Source organism: Rhizobium sp. NZLR1b (assembly GCF_019685155.1).
Taxonomy (GTDB): Bacteria; Pseudomonadota; Alphaproteobacteria; order Rhizobiales; family Rhizobiaceae; genus Rhizobium.
In genome coordinates this window covers 39348-61725 of the sequence record NZ_JABDWC010000021.1, presented here as the reverse complement: position 1 = coordinate 61725, position 22378 = coordinate 39348, and the positions used below count along the sequence as shown (strand labels likewise).

Below are 22378 nucleotides of genomic sequence, written 5' to 3'. Positions count from 1 at the left end.
GCGGTTTTCGGACGACATCCTGTTCTAAAAAGTTGGTGGCGTGCAGGCGCTGATGACGTCGCAAGGTACAGGCCCGACACAGCGGAACCGATGCGGTCGCCGGCTCTCGAAATAATAGGCATCGCCCGGCCCGAGGATACGCCGCTCGTCGTCGACGGTCACCTCAAGCCTTCCCGAGAGTACGATCCCGCCCTCCTCTCCCTCGTGGACAAGCGGAATCTTTCCGGTGTCGGCGCCTGGCTGGTAGCATTCCTTGAGCATTTGCAGGCTGCGCCCGAACAAGTTCTCCCCAACCTGCCTGTAGGAGATGGCGCCCTTGCCGATCTCAACCAGTTCCTCGGCCGCATAGAAGGCCTTCCTTGGACGCTCAGGCTCAAAGGCGAAGAATTCCGCCAGACCGATCGGGATCCCGTCCAGAATTCTCTTCAAAGCCCCGACCGAGGGGTTGGAGGCGTTCGATTCTATCAGCGAAATCGTCGAATTCGGCACTCCCGTACGCTTGGCAAGTTCACGCTGCGAAAGCTTGCGGGCGATACGGAGATGGCGAAGGCGGTTGCCGATATCGACTGACATGGTGCGGTCCGTTTATGTTGTCCAGAATATCGAAAAGACTACCTTCTCGTCTATTTAATTTCAATGACTTGTGCCGACTGAGAAAAGGACTTGTTTGACAAGAAGAAATTGCCATGCTCGGCGGCAATCACAGGAGGCCAGCATGGACCAGATCAGCAAAACCAACGCGCCCGTACTCGATAATTTCTGGATGCCGTTCACCGCGAACCGGCAATTCAAGGCGACGCCGCGCCTTCTGGCGGCCGCGGAGGGCATGTATTACACCGATGTCGATGGAAATCAGGTGCTTGACGGCACCGCCGGGCTCTGGTGCTGCAATGCCGGCCACGGCCGCAGGAAGATCTCCCAGGCGGTCGAGCGGCAGCTTGCGACGCTCGACTATGCCCCGACCTTCCAGATGGGCCATCCGATCGCCTTCGACTTCGCCGCGAAGCTGGCTGCGAACGCGCCAGGCGGCCCGGAAGCCAAGCTCGACAGGGTCTTCTTTACAGGCTCTGGTTCGGAATCGGTCGATACGGCGCTGAAGATCGCCATCGCCTACCAGCGTGCGATCGGCCAGGGCACGCGTACGCGGATCATCGGGCGCGAGAAGGGATATCACGGCGTCGGCTTTGGCGGCATTTCCGTCGGCGGCCTCGTCAACAACCGGCGGGTCTTTCCGCAGATACCGGCCGACCATATGCGCCATACGCTCGACGTCGAGCGCAATGCGTTTTCGAAGGGCCTTCCTGCCCACGGCGTGGAACTGGCCGACGATCTGGAACGCCTGGTGCAACTGCACGGCGCCGAAACCATCGCCGCCGTCATCGTCGAGCCGATGTCGGGATCGGCGGGCGTGGTCCTGCCGCCGAAGGGCTATCTGGAAAAGCTGCGTGCAACCGCCGACAAGCACGGCATCCTGCTGATCTTCGACGAGGTCATCACCGGCTTCGGCCGCCTCGGCACGCCTTTCGCGGTCGATTATTTCGGCGTCGTGCCCGATCTCGTCACCACGGCAAAGGGCCTCACCAACGGTGCAATCCCGATGGGCGCGGTCTTTGCCAGCCGCAAGATCTATGACGGCCTGATGGTCGGCCCGGAAAATGCGATCGAGCTCTTCCATGGCTATACCTATTCCGGCCATCCGGTCGCCTGCGCAGCCGGCCTCGCGACCCTCGAAATCTATGAGGAGGAGGGGCTATTGTCCCGTGCATCCGAGCTTGCCGAATACTGGCAGGAGGGCCTCCATTCGCTGAAAGGCCAGCCTCATGTCGTCGATATCCGCAATCTCGGTCTGGTGGGCGCGGTCGAACTGGCGCCCCGTGACGGGGCACCGGGAACCCGCGGTTACGACATCTTCGTCGACTGCTTCAACAAGGGCCTGCTGATCCGCGTGACCGGCGACATCATCGCGCTCTCGCCACCGCTCATCATCGAGAAAAACCAGATCGACACGATCGTTTCGACCCTCGGCGATGCACTGAAGCGCGCCGCATAGACCTGCATCCGGCGTCCCCCGTCAGCGATCGGACATTTAGTCCATCGCCGACGGAACCATCCGGCCGCCGACGTGGAACTCAGCGCTTCAAGGTCTGCGACGGCAGTTGACCGAAACGCTTCTTATATTCAGCTGAAAATCGCCCGAGATGGGTAAACCCCCATCTGAGCGCGATGTCGGCGACGGCCTGTTTCAGGCCGGATTCGAGCAAATCGCGATGGGCGGCAAGCATCCTGAGTTCATGCAGGTAGGCCATCGGAGTGGTATCCCTGAACTGCCGGAAACCCTGTTGCAAGGTCCGAACGCTGACCTCGGCTGCGGTCGCGATGTCGCTCAGCGAAATCGGCTCGGCGATATGTTCCCGCATGAAGTCAATGGCCCATTTCACATGGCGTGGAGCGGGCGCCGGAGCGGGGAGCGCGAGTGCCTCCGAATAGCGATGGGGACAGGTCTCCAGCAGCAGATAGATCGTCGCGTCGCAGAGCGCGTTCAGAGCCAGCGGCGACTGTCGCAGCGGCCCGTCGCGGTTCAGCCCGCGATGGAGGTTCACGGCCAGTTGCTGCAACACAAGTCCCGAACCGGTCGTCAGGTCGATAATGGGATGAAAATCGGTGTCACCGATGATCGTTCGCTCAAACATATGCGTCAGCTGCCTGTTGATCCTCGCTTGATCGATGAACAGACCGAGATGATGGCGCGGGCCGACTAGGCGGGCACCCGAGGCGCGGCCTGCCCCGAGAATGGTACCGCAACCGGGAACCGAATGGATCTGCTCCTTCCCCGCATGGAAGACGGCGTTTCCCTCCATCGGCAGGAATATGATCACCTTGCCGCTGGGTGCCTCCCGCCTGATCGAGATCGTGCCTTCGTAGGCGCATTCGGCTATGGCCAGATCTTCCGTCGAGACGAAATTGCAGCGGTAGGCGATGGGCGCGTCAGCCTGAGCCGCAGCCTTGATCGGGGAGTTCGGCGTCGACAATATTTCCGAGAGTGCGTCCGGATCCGTCCCGCTGAAGGCCGTCTCCCAAAACGACGGACTCTGCCTCGCCGGATCGTGGAGGAAGCTGCCATTGACGGGGTTATGGGAACGACCGGACATTCATGACCTCGAAGACAATGCCCATCGGTGATAAGCGATTTGCGCAATCAATTCTCTTCATTTAGCGCCGTCGGATGAGGTTTCAGCCGTAGCGATTGATTGCGAGATCCCGAGCGTCGATCTCAGGCGTGCGGCCGCCGACCAGATAGCTGATCAACCGCGCCGAACCGGTGCTCATCGTCCAGCCGAGCGTACCGTGGCCGGTATTGAGGAAGAGGCCGATGATCTTTGTCGGACCGATGACCGGCGTGCCATCCGGCGTCATCGGGCGCAGGCCGGACCAGAAGGACGCTTTGGAAACATCGCCGCCGGGGAAAAGGTCGGTCACGGAATGCTCCAGCGTGCTGCGGCGGGCCAGGCCGAGATCGTTGGTATAGCCTGAGATTTCAGCCATGCCGCCGACCCGGATCCGGTCGCCGAGCCGGGTGATCGCAATCTTGTAAGTCTCGTCCATGACGGTTGATTCCGGTGCGCGCGACGCGTCAGTGATCGGGATAGTGAGCGAGTAACCCTTGACGGGATAGACCGGCAGGCTGATGCCGAAGGGCTTGAGCAGCAGCGGCGAATAGCTTCCGAGCGCAACCACCACCGCATCCGCACTCATCCGTTCACGATCGGTGATAACGCCGCGCACGCGGCCGACCTCGACATCCAGTGCTTTGATCGTCGTCCCGTAAACGAATCGGACACCAAGCGCTTCGGCCTTCGCGGCCAGCGCATTGGTGAATTTGAAGCAGTCACCGGTCTCGTCCTTCGGCGTCAGCAGGCCGCCGACGATCTTGTCGCGCACGTGCTTCAATGCCGGTTCGAAGCGGATGCAGCCGTCCCGGTCCAGCACTTCATAGGGAATGCCGTCGGCGGCCAGCGCCTTGACATCCTTTGCCGAGGCATCAAGCTGCCGCTGCGTGCGGAACAGTTGCAGGGTTCCCTGCATGCGTTCGTCATAGGCGATGCCGGTTTCTGCGCGAAGCTCGGCCAGTGCGATGCGGCTGTAATCTGCAAGGCGCAGCATGCGGCTCTTGTTGATCGCATAGCGCTCGGAGGTGCAGTTCGACAACATCCTTGCCATCCAGGAGAGCATGGCCATGTCGAGTTTCGGGCGCAGGACGAGCGGCGCATGTTTCATGAACAGCCACTTGATGGCCTTGGCAGGAATGCCGGGCGCTGCCCATGGCGAGCAATAGCCGAAAGAGACTTCGCCGGCATTGGCAAAGCTCGTCTCCAGCGCCGGACCTTTCTGCCGGTCGACGACCGTGACCTCATGGCCTGATTTAGCCAACTGATAAGCGGATGTGATGCCGACAATGCCGGCCCCCAGAACGATGACTTTCATGATCTTCCCAATGATGCAGCCGGCGGGCTCTCAGCGATATTGCCGGTGATAACGATCGCCCAAACCGGTTAGAATTTCGTAAGATACAGTGCCGGCGTCGCCGGCGATGTCCTCGAGCGTCTGCCTGGGGCCGAGCACTTCGACAAGGCTGCCGAGGCTCAGCGCGCCTTCCGGCAATGCCGATATGTCGACGGTCGTGCTGTCCATCGACACGCGGCCGACGATTGGCAGGCGGATACCGTTGAAATAGACGGCGCCGCGATCGCTGAGGCTGCGCGGCAGGCCGTCGGCGTAGCCCGCGGCAATGGTGGCGAGACGCATTTCCCCTCGCGTGACATGCGCGCCGCCATAACCGACCTTGGCGCCGGATGGTACAGTGCGCGTCTGCACGACGGCGACATCAAGTCTGACGACCGGTTCCATCGGGTTCTCGACGCTGGAGTTCGGAGCGCCACCATAAAGGGCGATGCCGGGGCGAGCGAGCACGTCGTGACAGGCCCGGCCCAGGAACACGCCGCCGGAATTGGCGAAGGAGATATCGTAGCCGGGAAATTCGTCGGCAATGCGCGACATTTCGGCAAATTGCTCGCCGTTCTGCTCGCTCCCCACGTCGTCGGCTGAAGCCAGATGGCTCATGATGAACAGGATTTCGACGTTGCTGGCTTCGCCAAGGGCCACCGCCAACTCGGTTCGCTCCTCCTCGGGAAAACCGAGCCGCGACATGCCGGTGTCGAATTGCAGCACGGCAGGCAGGCAGCGCTTCAGCATGCGCGCTGCCGTCGCCCATTGCCGCCACTGGGCCAGCGAGTTGAGAACCGGGACGATGCCCATCTCGGCGCAGGCGATCTCGTTGCCCGGCTGCAAGCCGTTCAGCACGAAAATCTGGGCGTCGCGCGCAAGGGCCGGCCGCAACCTGACGGCCTCGACGAACTGGGCGACGAAGAAGTGTCTGCAGCCGTGATCATAGAGTGTTTGGGCGACCCGTTCGGCGCCGAGGCCGTAGGCGTCGGCCTTGACAACGGCCCCCGAGCGAACCGGCGCCAGCACCGATACGAGCTTACGGTAGTTACGGCCGAGCGCTGCCAGATCGATTGTCAGATAGCCCGTCGCACCCTGCATGGCCGGGACGGTGCGGGTGCGGGTGCGGGAAACCAAAATGTCGCTATCCATATCGACCCTTATCCATTTGCCACCCAGAGTCTATGAAATAATGAGCGAAATTGCTCATCATTTCGTCGCATGATCTTGCACACTTTATCTATTATCCGCATAATCAGCGAAAAATTGGAATGATCAATCATGTCCGCCCTCGACGCTACCGATCGCAATATTCTGAGACTGTTGCGCCTCGATGCCCGCATGAGCAATGCCAAGCTCGCAGCAGAGATCGGCCTTTCTCCATCGGCCTGCCTCCGGCGCATCAAGATCATGGAAAAATCAGCCGTGATCCGCGGCTATACGGCGCTGGTGGACACCGGCAATGCGGATGAGATGATCGCCGTGATCATCAACATCACCCTCGAACGGCAGACGGAGGACCATCTCGACCGCTTCGAGGCGGCGGTCCGCCGGCATCCTGAGATCCGCGAATGCTTTCTGATGACGGGCGGTTCCGACTATCTCCTGCGCGTGGAGGTCGCCAGTCCGGGCGAATTCGAGCGGATCCACAAGGAAATACTATCGACCCTGCCGGGCGTTCTCAGAATTCATTCCAGTTTCTCGATCCGCAATGTTCTGGCGACGCGCACGAGGGGCAGGCGGTGAATCACACCGCGCAGGTCGAAATGCACAACGCACCTCCCTCTCCTTATTACTCAACGGTTTCAGGCGGAAGAGGAATAGCGGCCACCGTGCCTTTCCCGGTACGCGTGTTCTCGAGAGCCGGCATGACCCAATTTATCGTATCCCATAGAAGGCGACCCGATTGACGCCGCAATGCGGCAAGGGCACTGACCTTCACCGCAAACGTGGCACGCCCATTCAAAGGCATGAGCCTTGTCGGAACAATCGGCCGCATCATCGGTTCGGGAGAGCGCTTAACCGGGGAGGCTTTCATGCGTGCGGCTCTGATTGCTGCCATATTCTCGCTGTCGTGCCTGCCTGACACCGCAAAGGCGTCGGAGACAGGGTTTTTGCGATCCTTGACAGGCGATTGGCACGGGACCGGGATGGTGCTCACCAAGATCGGCGGCACAAACCTCTATGTCTCCTGTTCGCTCCGATCCGACGCCAGTGAATCCGCTGTGTCGATGAACGGGAAATGTCGCGGCCTTGCGGTTTTCACAAGAGCTTTCTCGGCCAATGTAAAGGTATTGGGACAGCGTTACACCGGCAGCTACATCGGACCATCGGGACAGCCATCCAAACTGGTGGGCAGCAGGCAGGGCGACGCGCTCAATCTCCGCGTGACCTGGGCTCGCGTGGTCAATGGCGACCGGAACGCAATATTGATGATCGAAAAAATCGGGCAGGATAGGCTCCGACTGCAGACGGTCGATCGAGACCCGGCGTCAGGCCAATCGGTAGTAACGAGCCGCATCGATCTGCAACGTCCTACTTCAGCGGGAAGATAGGGAGGCAGTCGGGAGTATTGGCGTGGTCAGCTTCAACCCGCTCATGCTTCCCGGCATATCTGCTCGAATGATATCCCTGTCTGGACTTTACCTTCCGCCTCCAGGTTCCCCGGTTGAGAAGACAACTTCGAAGACGAGCCCTTCGGGCCTGTAGTCCGACCTGGATTGCGCCCGCGCCTTGGAGGAAAAGGCCCGCTCTATAAGGACGGAGCCGAAGCCTCTTTTCGTCGGCATCGACACCGCCGGCCCGCCGGTTTCCGTCCAGACGAGAAGGACGCGCCCATCATCGTGCCTCCACTCGATGGCGACGGTTCCCTGCTCGCCTCCGAGGCTCCCGTACTTCGTCGCATTGGTCGCCAACTCGTGGAGCACGAGTGAAAGCGGCAGGGCGATGTCGGCGGGAAGAACCACGTCGGGGCCAGCGAGACGAATGCGTTCCTCCGAGGCGATGTGCGCCCGCAAGGCGGCGGAGATGATCTCCCGGATGGGCGCGGCCGATCCCTCCCGCGAGAGGATCAGATCATATGTGCCGGCGAGCGCCGCCAGCCTGTCGGCAAAGGAATTGTAGCTTTCCGGATTGGCGCGCGAGAAGGTCTGCCGGGCGATCGCCTGAACGAGGGTGAAGCCATTCTTGACCCGGTGCGCCATTTCGCGGACGAGCAGGGTTCGCTCCTCCTCGGCCTGCTCGTTCTGGCGTCTGCGCTCGTCGAGTTCGTCGAGCAGCCGATCGAAGGTAGCGCCGACGACTTCCAGCTCGTCCGGCCCCGTCATGCCGGTGCGCGCCGTCGTCTGGCCGCTGCGCCACTTCTCCATCACCTCTGCTATCCTGGAGATCGGCAGGAGGATGAAGCGGTTGCCGATGAAGATCGCGGCGAGGAAGGCGAAAAGCGCGCCGCCGATGATGGCGAGCGTATTCATCAGCGTCGCCCGGTTGATCGGCGCAAAAGCCTCCGGTTTCGAGAAGCCGGCACTGACATAGAGGGGACTGGCAGGCAGGGCTATCGGGCGATAGCCGAGAACGCTCGTTGTTCCATCCTTGCCTGTAATCTCGACCACGTCGGGCTGCTCGGCATGGACCAGGCGCTGGTATTCCTCGGATATGACAGTGCCGACGAACTGCTCCGGAAGGGGAACGTGCGCGACAACGGTTCCCTTGCCGTCGGCTATGGTCACCTCGTTACCGGGCGCGACGCCACGCTCGGTGATGCGGTTCTGCAGCCAGTCCACCCGGATCCCGCTGACGATGACGGCCTTGACGGTCTCGCCTTCCATCAAAGGCATCGCAAGCGGCAGGACGGGGCGGTCGGTTAGGCGGCTCTGCGTGTAGGTCCCGACGGAAAAGTCTTTGGTTTCCAGCGTCTGCTGGAAGTAATCGCGATCGGAGAATACCACGCCGTCCGGAAAGGCCATGCTGCCGCAGACGGGCCGTCCATCAAGGCCGACGACGAAGATGGTGCGAATGTTCGGAATGCTTTCGGCGACCGACTTGAGCGCCTCGTTGCAAGCCTGGACATCGAGGTGGCGGACCGAAGGCATGGCGGACACGGACACCAGAAGGGCGTGCAGCCCCTCCACGATCCGTTCTACTTCCGAGGATGCTTGTCTGGCCGCCTCCGCCGCGGATGCGCGCATCTCTTCGTTGCGCTGATTGCGAAGCGCGACTTCGTTGTAGGCGAGCATCGCAACCACCGGCGCGAGCGCCGCGACCGCAACTGCAACCAGCTTGAGTCTCATCCTGTTCCCTCTCGGACAAGGGTTCGTAGCACGATCTGGCCGAGATCACGCGGGCTAACTTGTTTACAAAATATCAACGCACGAATCCGGCCGTCGGCGCGCAAGCCTTGCCGACCTTTCGATCGCGGCTAGATAATCCAAGGATGATTGATGCCAAAAGCATGCCTTCCGAAGGTTCTGCAGCCGGGTCTTGCTCGTCGCGGCCGCTGACTGGCGCGATGGCGGATGAGGTCGAACGTCTTTTGTCCGGCCGAACCCGTGATATCAGGCTGTCAGGAGATCTGCGCCGCCGATTCGACGAAAAGTCATGGCGACAGACGGCGAAGGTCATCCGTTCCTGGATGATCTGGGTGGCATTCGTCGATGTTCTGACGCTGGCGCTGAACGCTATTCTGCTTCCTCACCCAGTCGTCCTGTCGATGGTCGCTCCCGCCTGCCTTTTGCCGCCGGCGGCAGTATTTATGGCGATCGTTTGGAGCAAGCCGCGCGCCGCAACGGTTCAGCGAGCGTCGCTGCTTGCGGGAATGTCTCTCATTCTTCTCTCGGTGGCACTCGTCGGCGTTTTTGCCGGAGGGGAGTTTTACGAACGGCATTTGAACATCATGCTGTTCGTCGCAACGAGTGCAATCACCATCTTCAGCGTGCCGCTGGCGTGGACAATCGCGATCGCCTGTTATGCCGTCTGCCTTTATTTTATCCTTCAATGGCATAACCCGATCTTGGAAGCGGGCAGCGTCGTCGCCGCGACGCTGTTCTTTTCCTGCGGTATTATCGCGACCGTGGTTGCCCGGCGGACGATGAACATCCTGGCGCAAAAGACATTTCTGCTGGATTGCAGGGATCGGCGCCGGGTCGCGGAGCTTGCCGATGCAAATGCAAGGTTGGAGCGGCTGGCCAGAACCGATCCGCTGACGGGAATTGCCAATCGCCGCTGGATGATGGAAACGCTCGAGGGTCTGTGGCGCGACGGTCGTGAAACCGGCGTCGTCGCAGCCATGCTCATGTGCGACATTGATCACTTCAAGGCGCTCAATGATAAGCTCGGCCATGGCGAGGGCGACCGCTGCCTCGTCAAGGTTGCCGGCATCATCCAGAGCTGCGTGCGAGCCGATCGCGACCTCGTCTCGCGCCATGGCGGCGAGGAATTTTTAATCGTGCTTCCGGATGCCGAAGAAGAAGAGGCAGTCGGGGTTGCAAAGCGAATACGCGAGAGCGTGGAAGCCGCCGCCCTTCCAAACCCCTCCTCCGGTGTCGGCCCTTCCGTGACGATCAGCGTCGGAGTAGCCTTGAAATCGGCTCTCGATACCGACATTTCACTGACCAACCTCCAGCACCAGGCCGACATGGCGCTTTATCGCGCTAAGGAGGCGGGACGCAACCAGGTCTGCGTCTTTCGTCGGCCGCAACAGGCTGCGCTATCCGCCGCCGAGCAGATCGCCGCCCGACGCTAGAACGGGAATCCCAGTGGCCAACGGCTGATCGACGTCATCGGATCACCAGGATTGCAACCATGGCGACTGCCGAGGCGAGGCCCGCGGCGTTGAGCCCGAACATCAGATATTCCGCCGCTTTTTGTCGGGGATGACCGGGCTCCACGTTTCCGAAGACGGCCGTCAACCCGCCTGCGATCCAGCTCGCCAATGTCAGGGCACCGAGAAGAAGCGCCCACTGCGTTGCTGTATCCATGTCCTGCTCCAATGCGGATACACGCCAGGCAGGGAAATGCTGCTGCGCGGGTTGATCACGCGGGGTCCGTTTTTGTTTCCCGGCGGTAACGCACTTTGTTGTGAGCACCCTTAGGCAGCAGGCTTGAGAGATTGAGCGACGAAGACTTGACGTCCACCTAATGTCTACATAATGTCTTCAAAAGAAATTATATAGACGAGCAACATTATGAATGCCATCGCCGCCCCGGACCGTAAATCCAGCCTCGAACTCGCCTTGCGCAGACGCATCCTGACGATGGAACTGCCTCCCGGTGCGGTGCTTGATGAAGTGGCCCTGAGCGAAGAGTTCGGGCTGTCGCGACCGCCGGTGCGCGAGCTGATGCGGCAGATGGCTGGCGAAGGTTATATCGAGCTTGAGACGAACCGCGCCGCGCGCGTCAGCTCGATGAGCTACCACTCCCTGCGCGACTTCTTCCTGCTTGCGCCGATGATCTACATTACCGCCAACAAGCTTGCGGCGGAAAACCGGACGAAAGCAGAACTCGAGATTCTCAAAAACACACAGCGCGCCTTCCGCAAGGCGGTCGACGACTGCGATGTCGAGGGCCGGGTGTTCTTCAATGACCAGTTCCACCGGCAAGTCGGCGAGATGGCTCACAATGTCTACGTGGTCCCAAGCCTGCGCCGCCTGCAGATCGACCATGCTCGCATCGGAAAGATCTTCTACAAGCATCCAAATACGCCACGCATGCAGGAAGAACTCGAACTGGCGACGGATCAGCACGACGAGATGATCGAGGCCATTGAGCGGCGCGACGCCGAAGCCTCCGGGGAATTGGCGCGGCTTCACCTCGAACTGTCCCGGCGGAACATGGCCATGTACGCGGCCCCTGAGGGAATGGAAGCGCCGACCCTCTAGGCCGACCAAGATCAATACACGCAGCTCAAGACAACCTAGCTCGAACTTTCGGCCTAACGCAACGGGATTTCACTCCATGACAGCCTTTCCGTTTCCAGGACTCAATCTCGCAATCACCACCCCGTTCGACGATGCCGGCCGCATCGACTACGGGCGGCTCGAAGTCAATGTCGAGCGCTATCTCGCGGCCGGGGTCCGCAGCTTTCTGTTCAGCTCCGGGACCGGAATGCACGTCTATCTCTCCAAGCAAGAATCCGAGGAACTGATCGCCCGTGGCGTGAAACTCGTCAGCGGCCGTGCGAAGGTGATTGCCCAGACCTCGGCGCTGCTGGTGGAAGACGTCGTGGAGCGGACCGCCTGGGCGCGTGATGCCGGGGCCGAAGGCGTCATGGTGCTTCCGCCCTTCTTCGAAGGGCCGACCGACGACCAGGGCATTCTCGATTTCTACGCCGAAGTTGCTAAGGCCGGCCTACCCGTCATTGGTTACAATGTGCCGCAGGCGGTTGGCGTCGCGATCACGCCGGAACTCCTCAATAGGCTGAATGAAATTCCAGGCTTCTGCGCCGTCAAGGACAGCAGCGGAGACCTAGGGAAACAGGCGGCACTCATCCGCACCGGCCGTTTCGTCATGAACGGCGCTGACCCCCTCGTTCCCTATGCACTCTATGCCGGCTGCGACGGTTTGATCTGGGGCGGAGCGAACTTTGCGCCGCGCACTTCTGTCGCCCTCGTCGAGGCGGCAGCACAGTGCAAATGGGATGAGGTGCGCGCGCTCTGGAAAATCCTGGAGCCGTCGATGGGGCTGATCTGGGAAGGCGATTACGTGCAATCCGTCTATGTAGCCGCCGAGCTCATCGGCTACGGCGCCGGCGCGCCGAGAAAGCCGCTGCGGGCGCTCGATCCGGAAAAGCTTCCAGCCCTCCGGCGCTCCCTGGAAATGCTCATGGAGCGAGAAGCGATTTGACCGAGACCATGGCCGCCAAGAACATCTTCGTCGCATCGAAGTTTCCGAAACGCGCCGGCGTTTCTGGCTGGGTGGCCACACTTCCGCCACGCACGCCTCGACCCGCATTGGGCGAAGCGATCAGCGTCGACGTCGCGATCATCGGTGGTGGTTTTGCCGGCCTATCCGCGGCCCACCGGATCTCGCGGCTCGACCCGGCCGCCCGGGTGGCCGTTCTCGAAGCGGGCATTGTCGGCGAGGGACCGGCGGGAGCCAATTCGGGCTTCATCATCGACCTTCCGCACGAGGTTTCCTCGGCCGATTTCAGCGGCGAGTCCGAAGGCAAGTTCCGCGACTCCGTGCTCTTGCAGCGTTCGGCGATCGCTTTGGCGACTGAGCTGGCCGCTGAGAACGGCTGGGGAAAGGCGCTGTTCGATCCGTGCGGCCGCTACAGCGTCGCGATGAGCACGGAAGGCGATAAGCATCTCGAGACCTATTCGATGCAGCTTTCCAGGATGGGCGAAGCGCATCGCCTGCTGAAGGCAGCGGAAATCGAAGCAGTGACGGGTTCGAAGGCCTTCACATCAGGTCTATACTCGCCGGGCACGATCATCATCCAGCCGGCCGCCTATATCGGAGCGGTGGCCGATTGTCTGAAGGAGCCGGTGAAGCTTTTCGAGCAGACGCCGGCTCTCTCCTTCGAGCGCTCCGGCGACGGCTGGCTGGTGAAGACACCAAAGGGAAGCGTGCAGGCGGGGAAGATCATCCTGGCCAATAATGGCCATGCGGAGAGCTTCGGCTTCTTCCGCGGGCGCCTGCTCCATGTCTTCACCTACGCATCTCTGACGGAGGAATTCGATCCGGCAAGGCTCGGCGGCGACCGGAAATGGGCGGCGACTCCGGCGCTGCCGATGGGAACGACCGTTCGGCGCATCAACACCGACGGCGGCGACCGGATCCTGGTGCGCTCGCGCTACAGCTACAATCCGAGCATCGAAATCAGCAATGCCGCCATCCAGAGCGCCGGCCGCCTGCACGACGGCAAATTCTCCCACCGTTTCCCGACGCTTGCCGGCGTCGGCATGCAGTATCGCTGGGCAGGCGCGATGGCGCTGACACGCAACCATGTACCGGCCTTCGGGGAAATCGAACGGGGTGTTTTCGCAGCCTGCGGCTGCAACGGCCTCGGGGCGTCGAACTCGACCGCCGCCGGCATCGCCGCGGCCGAACGCGTGCTTGGGCATCAATCTGAACTCGGTCGCGTCTTTAGCCGACTGGCCGAACCGGTTTCGCTGCCGCCGCGGCCGCTGACGACGATCGGCGCCAGGGTTCATCTGGCCTATCGCGAATGGCGTGCGGGAGCGGAATGACAGCGTGCCGGCGCCACACCGCTAAAACGTAAGCTGTACCTTACAGGCGGCACTGCGGTCACCAGCAAGAACGAAAGCTGCCATGGCCTGTTCGAGCGGCAGGCTGTGGCTGATGATCGGCCGTATGTCGATCGTGCGGCTCGCGATCAGGTCGACCGCGGTGGCGAATTCCTCGTGGAAGCGCTGCGTGCCGTGGATGTGAAGCTCCTTGCCGACAATGGCATTGAGAGGAATCGGAATCTCTCCCGTTACGCCGACCTGCACGATCGTGCCGCGCGGCCTGATGGCGGCGATGGCGCTGCGGATCGCCGGGGCGGCGGCGGAGCATTCGAAAACGAGATCGAAATAGCCCTTCCCCGCCTCGAATTCCCCAAGCGCTGCGGCATCCCGGGAAACGTTGATCGTCCGGCTGGCACCCATCGCCTTGGCCCTCTCCAGCGCCGCGTCCGCCAGATCGGTCACCACGATCTCGGCTGCACCGTGATAAGCGGCAACGGCGACCATCAAGGCGCCGATCGGGCCGGCTCCGGTGACGAGGACACGTTTGCCGGTGATATTGCCGGCGCGCGATGCGGCGTGCAGGCAGACCGAGAGGGGCTCGCTGCAGGCCGCTTCCGCGGCGGTCGTCGCGGCCCCCACGTCGAAGCACTGCCTGGCCGGCACCACCAGCCACTCGCGGAACATGCCCTGCTCATGCGGCAATCGCATCGCGCTACCCATGAAGCGCATTTCAAGGCAGTGGATCGGCAAGCCCTGCTGGCAATACTCGCAATGTCCGCAAGGCTGGCTCGGATTGACCGCCACCAGCGTGCCGGCCTTGAGATCGACGCCCTCGCCTGCCTGGCTCACGGTTCCCGAGGCCTCGTGGCCCGGTATGATCGGCTCGCGAACCCTGACAGGTCCGAAGCCGCCATCCTGATAATAATGCAGATCGGAGCCGCAGATGCCTGCGGCGGCCATTTTGAGAAGCACCTCGCCTGAACCGGGGACCGGAACGGTGTCGGTTTCTATCCTGAGATCGCCCTTTTGGTAAAGCCGTGCCAGACGTGTCTGCATTGTATCCCTCCTATCTCAGCAGCCCGAGCTGCTCCGGCAGCCAAAGCGATACCGAGGGCACGAAGGTGATCAGGATCAGCGCCAGGAAAAGCGGCACCAGCCAGGGCAGGATCGCCATCGTCGTGCGTTCGACCGAGAGTTTCGCGACCCTCGACAGCACGAAAAGCACCATGCCGAGCGGCGGGTGTAGCAGGCCGATCATCAGGTTCAGCGTCATGATCAGGCCGAATTGAACCGGATCGATGTCGAACTTCGCGACGATCGGCAGCAGGATCGGCACGAGGATTGTGATCGCCGCGATCGTATCCAGGAAGCAGCCGACGAAGAGCATCAGCAGGTTCACGAGGATCAGGAACACCCATTTATTGTCGGTGATCGACAGTATCGCATCGGACAACAGTGCTGCGGCCTGGCTCACCGTCAGCAGCCATGCGAAGACCGAGGCCGCGGTAACGATGAAGAGAACGGATGCCGTCGTCTCGATCGTATCGAAGCTTGCCTTGGCAAGCGTCGAGAACGTCATCGTGCGGTAGCGCACAAGGCCGAGAAATAACGACCAGAGGACGGCTGCGACGGCGGCCTCCGTCGGCGTGAACCAGCCCATCGTCATGCCGCCGATCAGAATGACCGGGGTCATCAGCGCCATGACGGCGGAAAAGCGGAAATGCCAGTCGAGCGCCAGAAGCACGAGAAGAGCAATGCCCGCCGCCGCGTTCATCGATAGCCCGGCGCGCATCATCAAATAGATTGTTACAGGCACCAGCAGGACGACGACGATTTCCATTCCGGCCGACAGCAGCTCGCGCATATTAAACGGCGCGTCCGAGCCCCATCGCTTCCAATAGGCAAAGGCGGCGACGGTGATCATCATCAGCAACGTCATGACAATGCCGGGCAGGATGCCGGCCATGAAAAGTGCGCCGATCGAGACGTTCGCCATCATGCCGTAAATCACGAAAGGCAGCGACGGCGGGAAGATCGGCCCGAGCGTTGCCGACGCCGCCGTCACGCCAACCGCGGCCTCGACCGGATAGCCGTGGTCCTTCATCGCCTTGATCTCGATCGTGCCGATACCGGCCGCATCGGCAAGTGCGGTGCCCGACATGCCGGAGAAGATGACGGAACCAATGATATTGACCTGCGCCAGCCCGCCCTTCATCCAACCGACGAGCGCAACCGCAAAGGAATAGATGCGGCCTGTGACACCCGCCGAATTCATCAGGTTGCCCGCCAGAATGAAGAACGGCACGGCGAGCAGGGGGAAGCTCTCGACACCGGCGATCATGCGCTGGGCGACGATGATGTCGGGGGCAACGCCGTAGAGAACGATGTAAAGCACGGACGCGACAGCCATCGAGATTGCGACCGGCACCCCGATCAGCATCAGCACCAGAAACGAGCCAAGAAGCAGCAGCATCGGATCAATCCTCGACGGTCTGGAATTCTTCCGGGCGCTCCAGAACGGAGTAGCCGCGGCGCATATTGGCGATGAAGACGATGACCGCGCGGATCAGCATCAGCACGAAGGCGACGAGAACGGAGTAGAAGACGATGTTGCGCGGCAGCTCGACAGTGACCATTTGCTCGTCGGCGACGATATCGACATAGCGCCACATCAGGTGGCAGCCATAGGCGAAAAAGCCGATGCGAACGATGTCGACGACGGTCGCCAGCACGCGGGCAAGGCCTGCCGGCATATAGTGATAGAACACGTCCACCTGGATATGCCGCGAGGTGCGCACGCACATGACGGCGCCCAGAAAGACGACGCCGATCAGGCAGTTGATCGCGATCTCCTCGGTCCATGCATAGCTGTCGTTCAGCACATAGCGCGTGAAGAACTGCAGGAAGACACAACCCGCCATCAGCCAGAAGACCATCAGCGTGATCCAGTCTTCGATGGCGTAGTCCGACATGTTTGCGGTCGGCGCGTGGCCTTCGAATTCGTGACCGATTTCCTCGGCCGTGATTTGCGTGCGTATTTCTTGCGACATGATCGGCCTTGTTCCGGTTGGGGAAGACGGGCGCGGCGGCTAACGCCGCGCCCTGGCTTTACTGGATCGCGCGGATTGCTTCCCAATCGGCTTTCTCGTAGCCGAAGTCCTCGAACTTGACCTTTTCCATCACGGCCTTCTCGAAATCGCCCTTATCGACCTCGGCAACGTTCAGCCCCTTTTCCCTAAAAGTCGCAATCAGGCTGTTTTCCTTGCCGGCGATCGTCTTGCTCGTGCGCTCGGCGGCTTCCTGCATGACGTCGCCGAAGATCTTTTTGTCTTCGTCGGACAGGCTCGCCCACCGCGTCTTCGAGATCACGGTGTTGAGGTGATCGACGATGTGTCCGGTGAGGATGATGTTCTTCTGGACTTCGTAGAACTTCTTCGCCTCGATTGTCGTCAGCGGGTTTTCCTGTGCCTCGACCGTGCCGTTCTGCAAAGCGAGATAGACTTCGGCAAAAGCGATCGGCGTGGTGTTGGCGCCGCAAGCCCGCGGCATGGCGAGATAGGCCGGAACGTCGGGCACCCGGATCTTCAATCCCTGCATATCGGCGCATTTGGCGATCGGCTTGTTCGCAGTTGTGTGGCGCGTGCCGTAATAGCTGACGGCGGCAATGTGGTTGCCGGTTTTATCCTCATAGCCTTTGGCAAGGCGTTTGAAGACATCGCTCTTGGTGTAGGCGATCAGATGATCGGGACCGCGAAAAATATAGGGGAAGTAGGTGACGCCGATCGGCTTGTAGTCGCGTGCGGCAAAGCTCGATCCCGAGATGATGATGTCGACCGTGCCGAGCTTGAGGCCCTGGTTGATATCGGCTTCCTTGCCGAGCTGCGAGGCCGGATAAACCTCGATCTTGTAGCGCCCGTCGGTTCGCTTGTTGATCTCTTCCGCGGCCCAAACGGAATCCGTGTGGAAGGGCTCGGACGTTTCATAGACATGCGCCCATTTCAGCACTGTCTCAGCATGCGCGACCGCCGTCGTCGCCATGATCGCGGCTGCGGTGCAAAGTATCGTTGTCAGTCTGCTCTTCATCGCTCTCTCCTCCGAGCTCAGTTAAGTCTCAAGTCTTGGTCGTTCCTTTCGCAGGCCGCTTGCTGCGGCCGCGCTCTTCCTCTCCCGAAAACTCTTCCCCGAAGCTCTCGGAAAACCTCTTCTGTGACATGGTGAGATGGGCGCGCATGGCCGTTTTGGCGCCCGTGGCATCGCCGGCGGCGATCGCGTCGCGAATGGTCCGATGTTCGTCGACGGCGCTGCGCCATGTTCCCGGCCCCTCGAAGTGGCTGGCGAGCTTGGCGAAATAAGGCGTCATCCGCATGTCGAACATCTCGCCGGTTACCCGGATCAGCGTCGCATTGCCGACGATCGCGGCAATGCCGGTGTGGAAGGCGCGATCGGCGGCAAGCACCGTGCTCGCATCATTGACGCCGCCGCTCATACGCGTCAGCGCTTCATCGAGCAGGGCGATATCGTCCGGCTTGGCGCAGCCTGCAGCTTCCTCGGCAATCGCGCATTCGATGATGGCGCGCGCCTGCAGCAGCTCGAAAGGCCCCTCCACCGGCTCGCGCTCGCTCCCCGCCACAGTCGCGGCATGCTGGCGCACCACATAGATGCCGGATCCCATACGGATGTTGACGAGGCCTTCGACCTCCAGGACGATCAGCGCTTCGCGGACGGTCGGGCGTGACACCGACAGCTGTTCCGCCAGGTCACGTTCGGCCGGCAACCGCTGACCGACGGCAAGCTCGCCGCTTACGATCATCAATCGAATCTGATCGGCCACCTGCCTATAGAGGCGGCGTGATTCAACAGGCGAAAACATCTTGGGCCTCCTCGGCGCGCTTCTCCTCAAGCACGCATCTGGTCAACTGGCCTGACCAATTGGCGCATAGGTATCATCGCTGGGGTTGTGCGTCAATCCGTCGCATAAACGTTAAACAGGAAAACCACAGATGGGAACCTTCATGATTTCCAAGGGTCGCGGGCTATAGGGAGAATGCGACGATCGAACAGGATCTGCCGGGGAAGTGACGCCAGACAGGCCGACTATCTGGGAGATGATCGGCCAATGGCGGATAGTGGGGCGATGGCTGATCCCGTCCTCTTGTACCAGGAACGTCATGGCGGCTTCGAGCGACGCTCGCAGATCATTGCCACACCCCGGGTGGAATAGATGGGAGGCTCGCCTCGGTTTCAGAGCCCTACCGAGGAGCTATATCCCGGCATACCATTCGTAGCCGCGATCCTCCCAGAATCCGCCATTGCCGCCGTAAAGCCGACCGAGATCCGCGACCGCTTCGATGCGGGTCAGATACTTCGCCTGCTTGTAACCGAGCTGCCGCTCGACTCTGAGCCTCAGCGGCGCTCCATGCGCCACTTCCAGGTCGCGGCCGTTCATCGAATAAGCAAGGATCGTCTGCGGGTGGAAGGCATCGACCAGATCGATACTCTCATAATACCAGCCGGTGCCATCAAGCGACTTTTCGTATTCGTCGGCGCAGTGGAACACGATATAGCGCGCCTCGGGCTTCAGCCCGACCGATTGCAGCAAGGCGCCAAGCGGCAGACCAGTCCATTTGCCGATCGCACTCCAGCCTTCGACGCAGTCGTGGCGGGTGATCTGGGTGTGCGACGGCATCGCCTTCAACTGGGCGAGCGACAGCTGAGCCGGTTTTTCCACCAGTCCGCCGATATCAAGTCTCCAGGTCGAAAACTGCTGGCTCATCCAGTCGAGATATTGCGGGTTGTCAGGCATGCTGGTGCCGTTCGAGCGAAAGACCGGCGAGAGATCCGCCTCGCTGAATTCACGCGCCAGCGCGTTGTCGCCTTGCAGGAAGCGCTGCGCCTTCATGCTGAACCCCTCAGCGATCTTCAGGACCGATTTCGTCCGGTCGCTTTCGACCAATGCGTCGCAGCCGCTCAATCCCAGCGCGGAGGCAGTCAGGGTCGAACCGATCAGGAAGCGGCGGCGGGTGATGAGGCGGCTCATTGTTCATCTCCCTGTTCGATGGCGAAATAACCGGTGATCATCGAACGCAGATTGTTGAAGACACCCGACAGGATCACCATGGCGACATGCACCAAGACGAAGGCGACGAGCGAGAAGGCAGTGAGAAAATGCAGTGTGCGGGCCGATTGCCGCCCACCGAAGATATCGAGCAGCCAGGGCGCCACGGCATCGAAGCCCGGCGACATGGTCAACCCCGTCGCAACCATCAACGGCAGCAACAGGAAGATCACCAGGAGATAGGTCAGCTTCTGTAGCGTGTTGTAGTGGCGTGCCTCGGCTCCTTTGGGAAAGCGCAGCCGGGCATGGTTGACGACCTCATGGCCGAGATGCGTGAGTGTCAGCTCCGCGCCGGCCGGGGCGAGATCCCGGCCGAAATGCCGGCTGACCAACCCATAGGCGAGATAGACGAGACCGTTGAGGACGAACAACCAGGCAAAAAAGAAATGCCAGTGCCGACCGGTCGACAGATCCTGATAGCTTGGAAGGGTAAGCCAGCTTGGAAAACCCCTCGCCGTCGCCTCGCCGTCGACATTCGAAAGACCGAGCATGCCTGTCGTATCGAAGGTGAACGAACCGACATGCGTCAGCCCCTTCACCTGACTGCCGTCTTCGGTAGCTTCCATGGAGATGAAGGACGGGTCGTTGTCGGCGCCATACTGGCCCCAATAGAGCGCCGGATGTGCATTGAATATCTGCAGGCCGCTGAACAGCAGCACCGTGAGGCACAGCACGTTCACCCAATGCGAAAGGCGCACAGTAAGGCTGTGGCGGTAGATGAGCGTGCGGCCGGTTTGCGTGCCGGCATCGATCGTCGCCATGACTGTTCTCCGGATGAATGGACATTTCGGGACAAGAAGACGGGGCCGCCTACAAATACATAATTCAAAGTGCGACAGCGTCCTTTGCGTCTCTAAAAAGACGCGCGGCGCTGTAGAAAGTTTCAGCAGCCGCGCAGATGCGAAACGCCTACTTCATCGCATCGCAGGTCTTCATCATGTCGGTCTTTTTCATCGCGTCCTTTTCCATGCCGGCCTTGTGCATGCAGTCCTTCTTGGTGCCCGACATCTTCATGGCATCCTTCGACATCTTGCCGCTCTCCATAGTGTCCTTCTTCATCGCATCGGTCTTCATGGCGTCCTCAGCCGATGCGACGCCTGCGAGAGAAAGACCGACGACGAAGGTGCAGGCTGCAAGGCTGGAAAAAAGCTTGGTCATGGAACTCTCCTGAAAATGGATTTTCGTGTCCGCTGGCGGCGTGCCGATGGCTCACATTAAGCTATTCGAGAGAGCGTCGGAATGCGTTACAGCCTCACGTGCATGTGATAGAGCTGTGATGCCGTTACTTTTTTGATCTTCCCTGTAACCGATTGGCCGCTTCTAGCGAATGAACTCTCTGACAGCATGACAACCGCCCATTCGGAAGAAGCCCTGAAAGCATTGATGCTTCTGTCCCTTGACGGGGACGAGGCGGCGTATCGGCGTTTGCTGGCGGCTTTGCGCCTGCTGCTCGTCGGTTATTACAGCCGCAGGATGGCCGCGGCGACGAAAGCGGATATGGAAGACCTGGTCCAGGAGACATTGCTGGCACTGCATTCTCGCCGATCCACCTATGACCGAAGAAGACCGTTCACGGCCTGGTTCTTCTCGATCGCCCGCTACAAGCTGATCGACCATCATCGCGGCCGCGGCGGACGCAGGCTGGCAGAGACCGAGCTTGGCGAGGAAATCGAAAGCGACTTCAGCGAGGATAGCTTGACGGCCCGCATGGACGTCGAGCGGTTGCTCGACGGCTTGCCATTGAGACAACAGGAGCTGATCCGGCTGGTGAAATTGGAGGGCCAGTCGGTTGCCGACACCGCAAACCGCACCGGCCAGTCTGAATCGGCGGTCAAGGTCGGCATCCACCGGGCGCTCAAGGCGCTCGGAGAGAGATTGCGAGGCGCATCGTGACAAAGACGGACGACATAATCGAAAGCCTGGCAAGGGACCTGACGCCGGTGCCGCGCAATTCACTGTGGCAGCACTTTGCGCTCGGCATATTGCCGGCCCTCGGGCTCTCCCTGGTGCTGATGCTGACCATTCTCGGTCCGCGGGTCGATATGCCTGACGTGCTGATGCTGCCGGTCTTCTGGATCAAATCGGCCTATAATGCGCTGATTGCGGTAGCGGCCTTCCTCGCCGTCTATCGGCTCTCCCGACCCGACGGTTCCGAGGGCCGCTTTTTCGGTTGGCTTGCCGTGACCTTCGCCGCCATGGCAGCGGTGGCAGCCGTCCAACTCATCATGGCTCCGACCGAGACTTACCCGGTGCTGATCCTTGGCTCCTCGGCGCTCCATTGCCCGCTGCTGATCCTTGGCTTCGCGATACCTATTTATGCCGGCGCCGTCTGGGCACTGCGCCGTACGGCACCCTCGGATCTGCGGCTGACGGGCTTCGTCGCCGGTATCGCCGCGGGAGCAGCGGGCGCCTGGGTCTATTCCTGGTTCTGCACCGAAAACGGCATGCCCTTCGTGCTGATCTGGTATTCCCTCGGCATCCTGCTCACCGGCGCGCTCGGCGCTTTCACCGGCCCTCGCCTGCTGCGCTGGTAGATCCTTCCCGGCTGGAGATCAGCGATGTGCGAACGACACAT

General features: G+C 61.0%; 23 protein-coding genes. 9 read left to right on the top strand and 14 right to left on the bottom strand.

Features of this window, described 5'->3' with window-relative positions; genetic code table 11:
* Window positions 1-24: 24 nt before the first annotated feature.
* Window positions 25-573, bottom strand: coding sequence for a cupin domain-containing protein (locus tag HJB84_RS25120; protein WP_207584548.1), 549 nt, complete (start codon window positions 571-573; stop codon window positions 25-27).
* A gap of 142 nt (window positions 574-715) precedes the next feature.
* Here HJB84_RS25120 and HJB84_RS25115 point away from each other — a divergent pair, with 142 nt between their 5' ends.
* Complete coding sequence (locus HJB84_RS25115) at window positions 716-2050, top strand: aspartate aminotransferase family protein (RefSeq protein ID WP_207584547.1); 1335 nt, start codon at window positions 716-718, stop codon at window positions 2048-2050.
* A 79-nt stretch (window positions 2051-2129) separates the two neighbouring features.
* On the opposite strand, the gene HJB84_RS25110 is transcribed toward HJB84_RS25115, so the two are convergent.
* The 3 genes from HJB84_RS25110 to alr form a co-directional block, all read right to left on the bottom strand.
* On the bottom strand, window positions 2130-3149 hold the full coding sequence (locus tag HJB84_RS25110; RefSeq protein ID WP_221117205.1) for an AraC family transcriptional regulator: 1020 nt from the start codon (window positions 3147-3149) through the stop codon (window positions 2130-2132).
* 82 nt (window positions 3150-3231) lie between these two features.
* Entirely contained in the window at window positions 3232-4482 is a 1251-nt protein-coding gene (locus tag HJB84_RS25105; RefSeq protein ID WP_221117204.1) for a D-amino acid dehydrogenase, read from the bottom strand.
* Window positions 4483-4512: 30 nt separating this feature from the next.
* The gene (gene alr, locus HJB84_RS25100; RefSeq protein WP_221117203.1) at window positions 4513-5652 is read right to left on the bottom strand and encodes an alanine racemase; all 1140 of its coding nucleotides are present in this window, start codon (window positions 5650-5652) and stop codon (window positions 4513-4515) included.
* Between the two features lie 129 nt (window positions 5653-5781).
* On the opposite strand from alr, the gene HJB84_RS25095 reads away from it, so the two are divergent.
* A complete protein-coding gene (locus HJB84_RS25095; RefSeq protein ID WP_207584543.1) occupies window positions 5782-6246 on the top strand; it encodes an Lrp/AsnC family transcriptional regulator in 465 nt (154 codons plus the stop codon).
* Between the two features lie 290 nt (window positions 6247-6536).
* Window positions 6537-7055 carry a hypothetical protein gene (locus HJB84_RS25090; protein ID WP_221117202.1) on the top strand — a complete coding sequence of 173 codons (519 nt, stop codon included), beginning with the start codon at window positions 6537-6539 and terminating at the stop codon, window positions 7053-7055.
* A gap of 87 nt (window positions 7056-7142) precedes the next feature.
* Here the strand turns inward: HJB84_RS25090 and HJB84_RS25085 are convergent, their stop codons facing one another.
* Complete coding sequence (locus tag HJB84_RS25085) at window positions 7143-8789, bottom strand: sensor histidine kinase (RefSeq protein WP_221117201.1); 1647 nt, start codon at window positions 8787-8789, stop codon at window positions 7143-7145.
* Window positions 8790-8932: 143 nt separating this feature from the next.
* Between HJB84_RS25085 and HJB84_RS25080 the strand changes: the two genes are divergently transcribed.
* Window positions 8933-10240 (top strand): GGDEF domain-containing protein, encoded by a 1308-nt coding sequence (locus HJB84_RS25080; protein WP_221117200.1) that lies wholly within the window; start codon window positions 8933-8935, stop codon window positions 10238-10240.
* 34 nt (window positions 10241-10274) lie between these two features.
* On the opposite strand, the gene HJB84_RS25075 is transcribed toward HJB84_RS25080, so the two are convergent.
* A complete protein-coding gene (locus tag HJB84_RS25075; protein ID WP_207584539.1) occupies window positions 10275-10475 on the bottom strand; it encodes a hypothetical protein in 201 nt (66 codons plus the stop codon).
* Window positions 10476-10682: 207 nt separating this feature from the next.
* Here HJB84_RS25075 and HJB84_RS25070 point away from each other — a divergent pair, with 207 nt between their 5' ends.
* From HJB84_RS25070 to HJB84_RS25060, 3 genes are all read left to right on the top strand, one after another.
* Window positions 10683-11375 carry a GntR family transcriptional regulator gene (locus HJB84_RS25070; protein ID WP_207584538.1) on the top strand — a complete coding sequence of 231 codons (693 nt, stop codon included), beginning with the start codon at window positions 10683-10685 and terminating at the stop codon, window positions 11373-11375.
* A 76-nt stretch (window positions 11376-11451) separates the two neighbouring features.
* Window positions 11452-12339: a dihydrodipicolinate synthase family protein gene (locus HJB84_RS25065; protein ID WP_221117199.1), complete on the top strand. Its 888-nt coding sequence runs from the start codon at window positions 11452-11454 to the stop codon at window positions 12337-12339.
* An 8-nt stretch (window positions 12340-12347) separates the two neighbouring features.
* Window positions 12348-13688 carry an FAD-binding oxidoreductase gene (locus tag HJB84_RS25060; RefSeq protein ID WP_221117229.1) on the top strand — a complete coding sequence of 447 codons (1341 nt, stop codon included), beginning with the start codon at window positions 12348-12350 and terminating at the stop codon, window positions 13686-13688.
* 21 nt (window positions 13689-13709) lie between these two features.
* Here HJB84_RS25060 and HJB84_RS25055 read toward each other — a convergent pair whose 3' ends face one another.
* The 8 genes from HJB84_RS25055 to HJB84_RS25020 all read right to left on the bottom strand — a co-directional run bounded on the left by HJB84_RS25055 (window position 13710) and on the right by HJB84_RS25020 (window position 20961).
* Complete coding sequence (locus tag HJB84_RS25055) at window positions 13710-14744, bottom strand: L-idonate 5-dehydrogenase (RefSeq protein ID WP_207584536.1); 1035 nt, start codon at window positions 14742-14744, stop codon at window positions 13710-13712.
* A 10-nt stretch (window positions 14745-14754) separates the two neighbouring features.
* A complete protein-coding gene (locus HJB84_RS25050) occupies window positions 14755-16161 on the bottom strand; it encodes a TRAP transporter large permease (RefSeq protein ID WP_207584535.1) in 1407 nt (468 codons plus the stop codon).
* Between the two features lie 4 nt (window positions 16162-16165).
* Complete coding sequence (locus HJB84_RS25045) at window positions 16166-16738, bottom strand: TRAP transporter small permease (RefSeq protein ID WP_221117198.1); 573 nt, start codon at window positions 16736-16738, stop codon at window positions 16166-16168.
* A gap of 58 nt (window positions 16739-16796) precedes the next feature.
* Window positions 16797-17771 carry a sialic acid TRAP transporter substrate-binding protein SiaP gene (locus HJB84_RS25040; protein WP_221117197.1) on the bottom strand — a complete coding sequence of 325 codons (975 nt, stop codon included), beginning with the start codon at window positions 17769-17771 and terminating at the stop codon, window positions 16797-16799.
* 28 nt (window positions 17772-17799) lie between these two features.
* Window positions 17800-18558, bottom strand: a complete 759-nt coding sequence (locus tag HJB84_RS25035; protein WP_221117196.1) for a FadR/GntR family transcriptional regulator — start codon at window positions 18556-18558, stop codon at window positions 17800-17802.
* A gap of 390 nt (window positions 18559-18948) precedes the next feature.
* A complete protein-coding gene (locus tag HJB84_RS25030; RefSeq protein WP_207584531.1) occupies window positions 18949-19725 on the bottom strand; it encodes a molybdopterin-binding protein in 777 nt (258 codons plus the stop codon).
* Complete coding sequence (locus HJB84_RS25025) at window positions 19722-20564, bottom strand: cytochrome b/b6 domain-containing protein (RefSeq protein ID WP_207584530.1); 843 nt, start codon at window positions 20562-20564, stop codon at window positions 19722-19724. The genes HJB84_RS25030 and HJB84_RS25025 overlap by 4 nt, the downstream gene beginning before the upstream one ends.
* Window positions 20565-20712: 148 nt before the next feature.
* Window positions 20713-20961: a pentapeptide MXKDX repeat protein gene (locus tag HJB84_RS25020; RefSeq protein WP_221117195.1), complete on the bottom strand. Its 249-nt coding sequence runs from the start codon at window positions 20959-20961 to the stop codon at window positions 20713-20715.
* 186 nt (window positions 20962-21147) lie between these two features.
* Here HJB84_RS25020 and HJB84_RS25015 point away from each other — a divergent pair, with 186 nt between their 5' ends.
* Window positions 21148-21696, top strand: a complete 549-nt coding sequence (locus HJB84_RS25015; RefSeq protein WP_207584528.1) for a sigma-70 family RNA polymerase sigma factor — start codon at window positions 21148-21150, stop codon at window positions 21694-21696.
* The gene (locus tag HJB84_RS25010) at window positions 21693-22337 is read left to right on the top strand and encodes an NrsF family protein (RefSeq protein WP_207584527.1); all 645 of its coding nucleotides are present in this window, start codon (window positions 21693-21695) and stop codon (window positions 22335-22337) included. The genes HJB84_RS25015 and HJB84_RS25010 overlap by 4 nt, the downstream gene beginning before the upstream one ends.
* The last annotated feature ends 41 nt before the right edge of the window (window positions 22338-22378 follow it).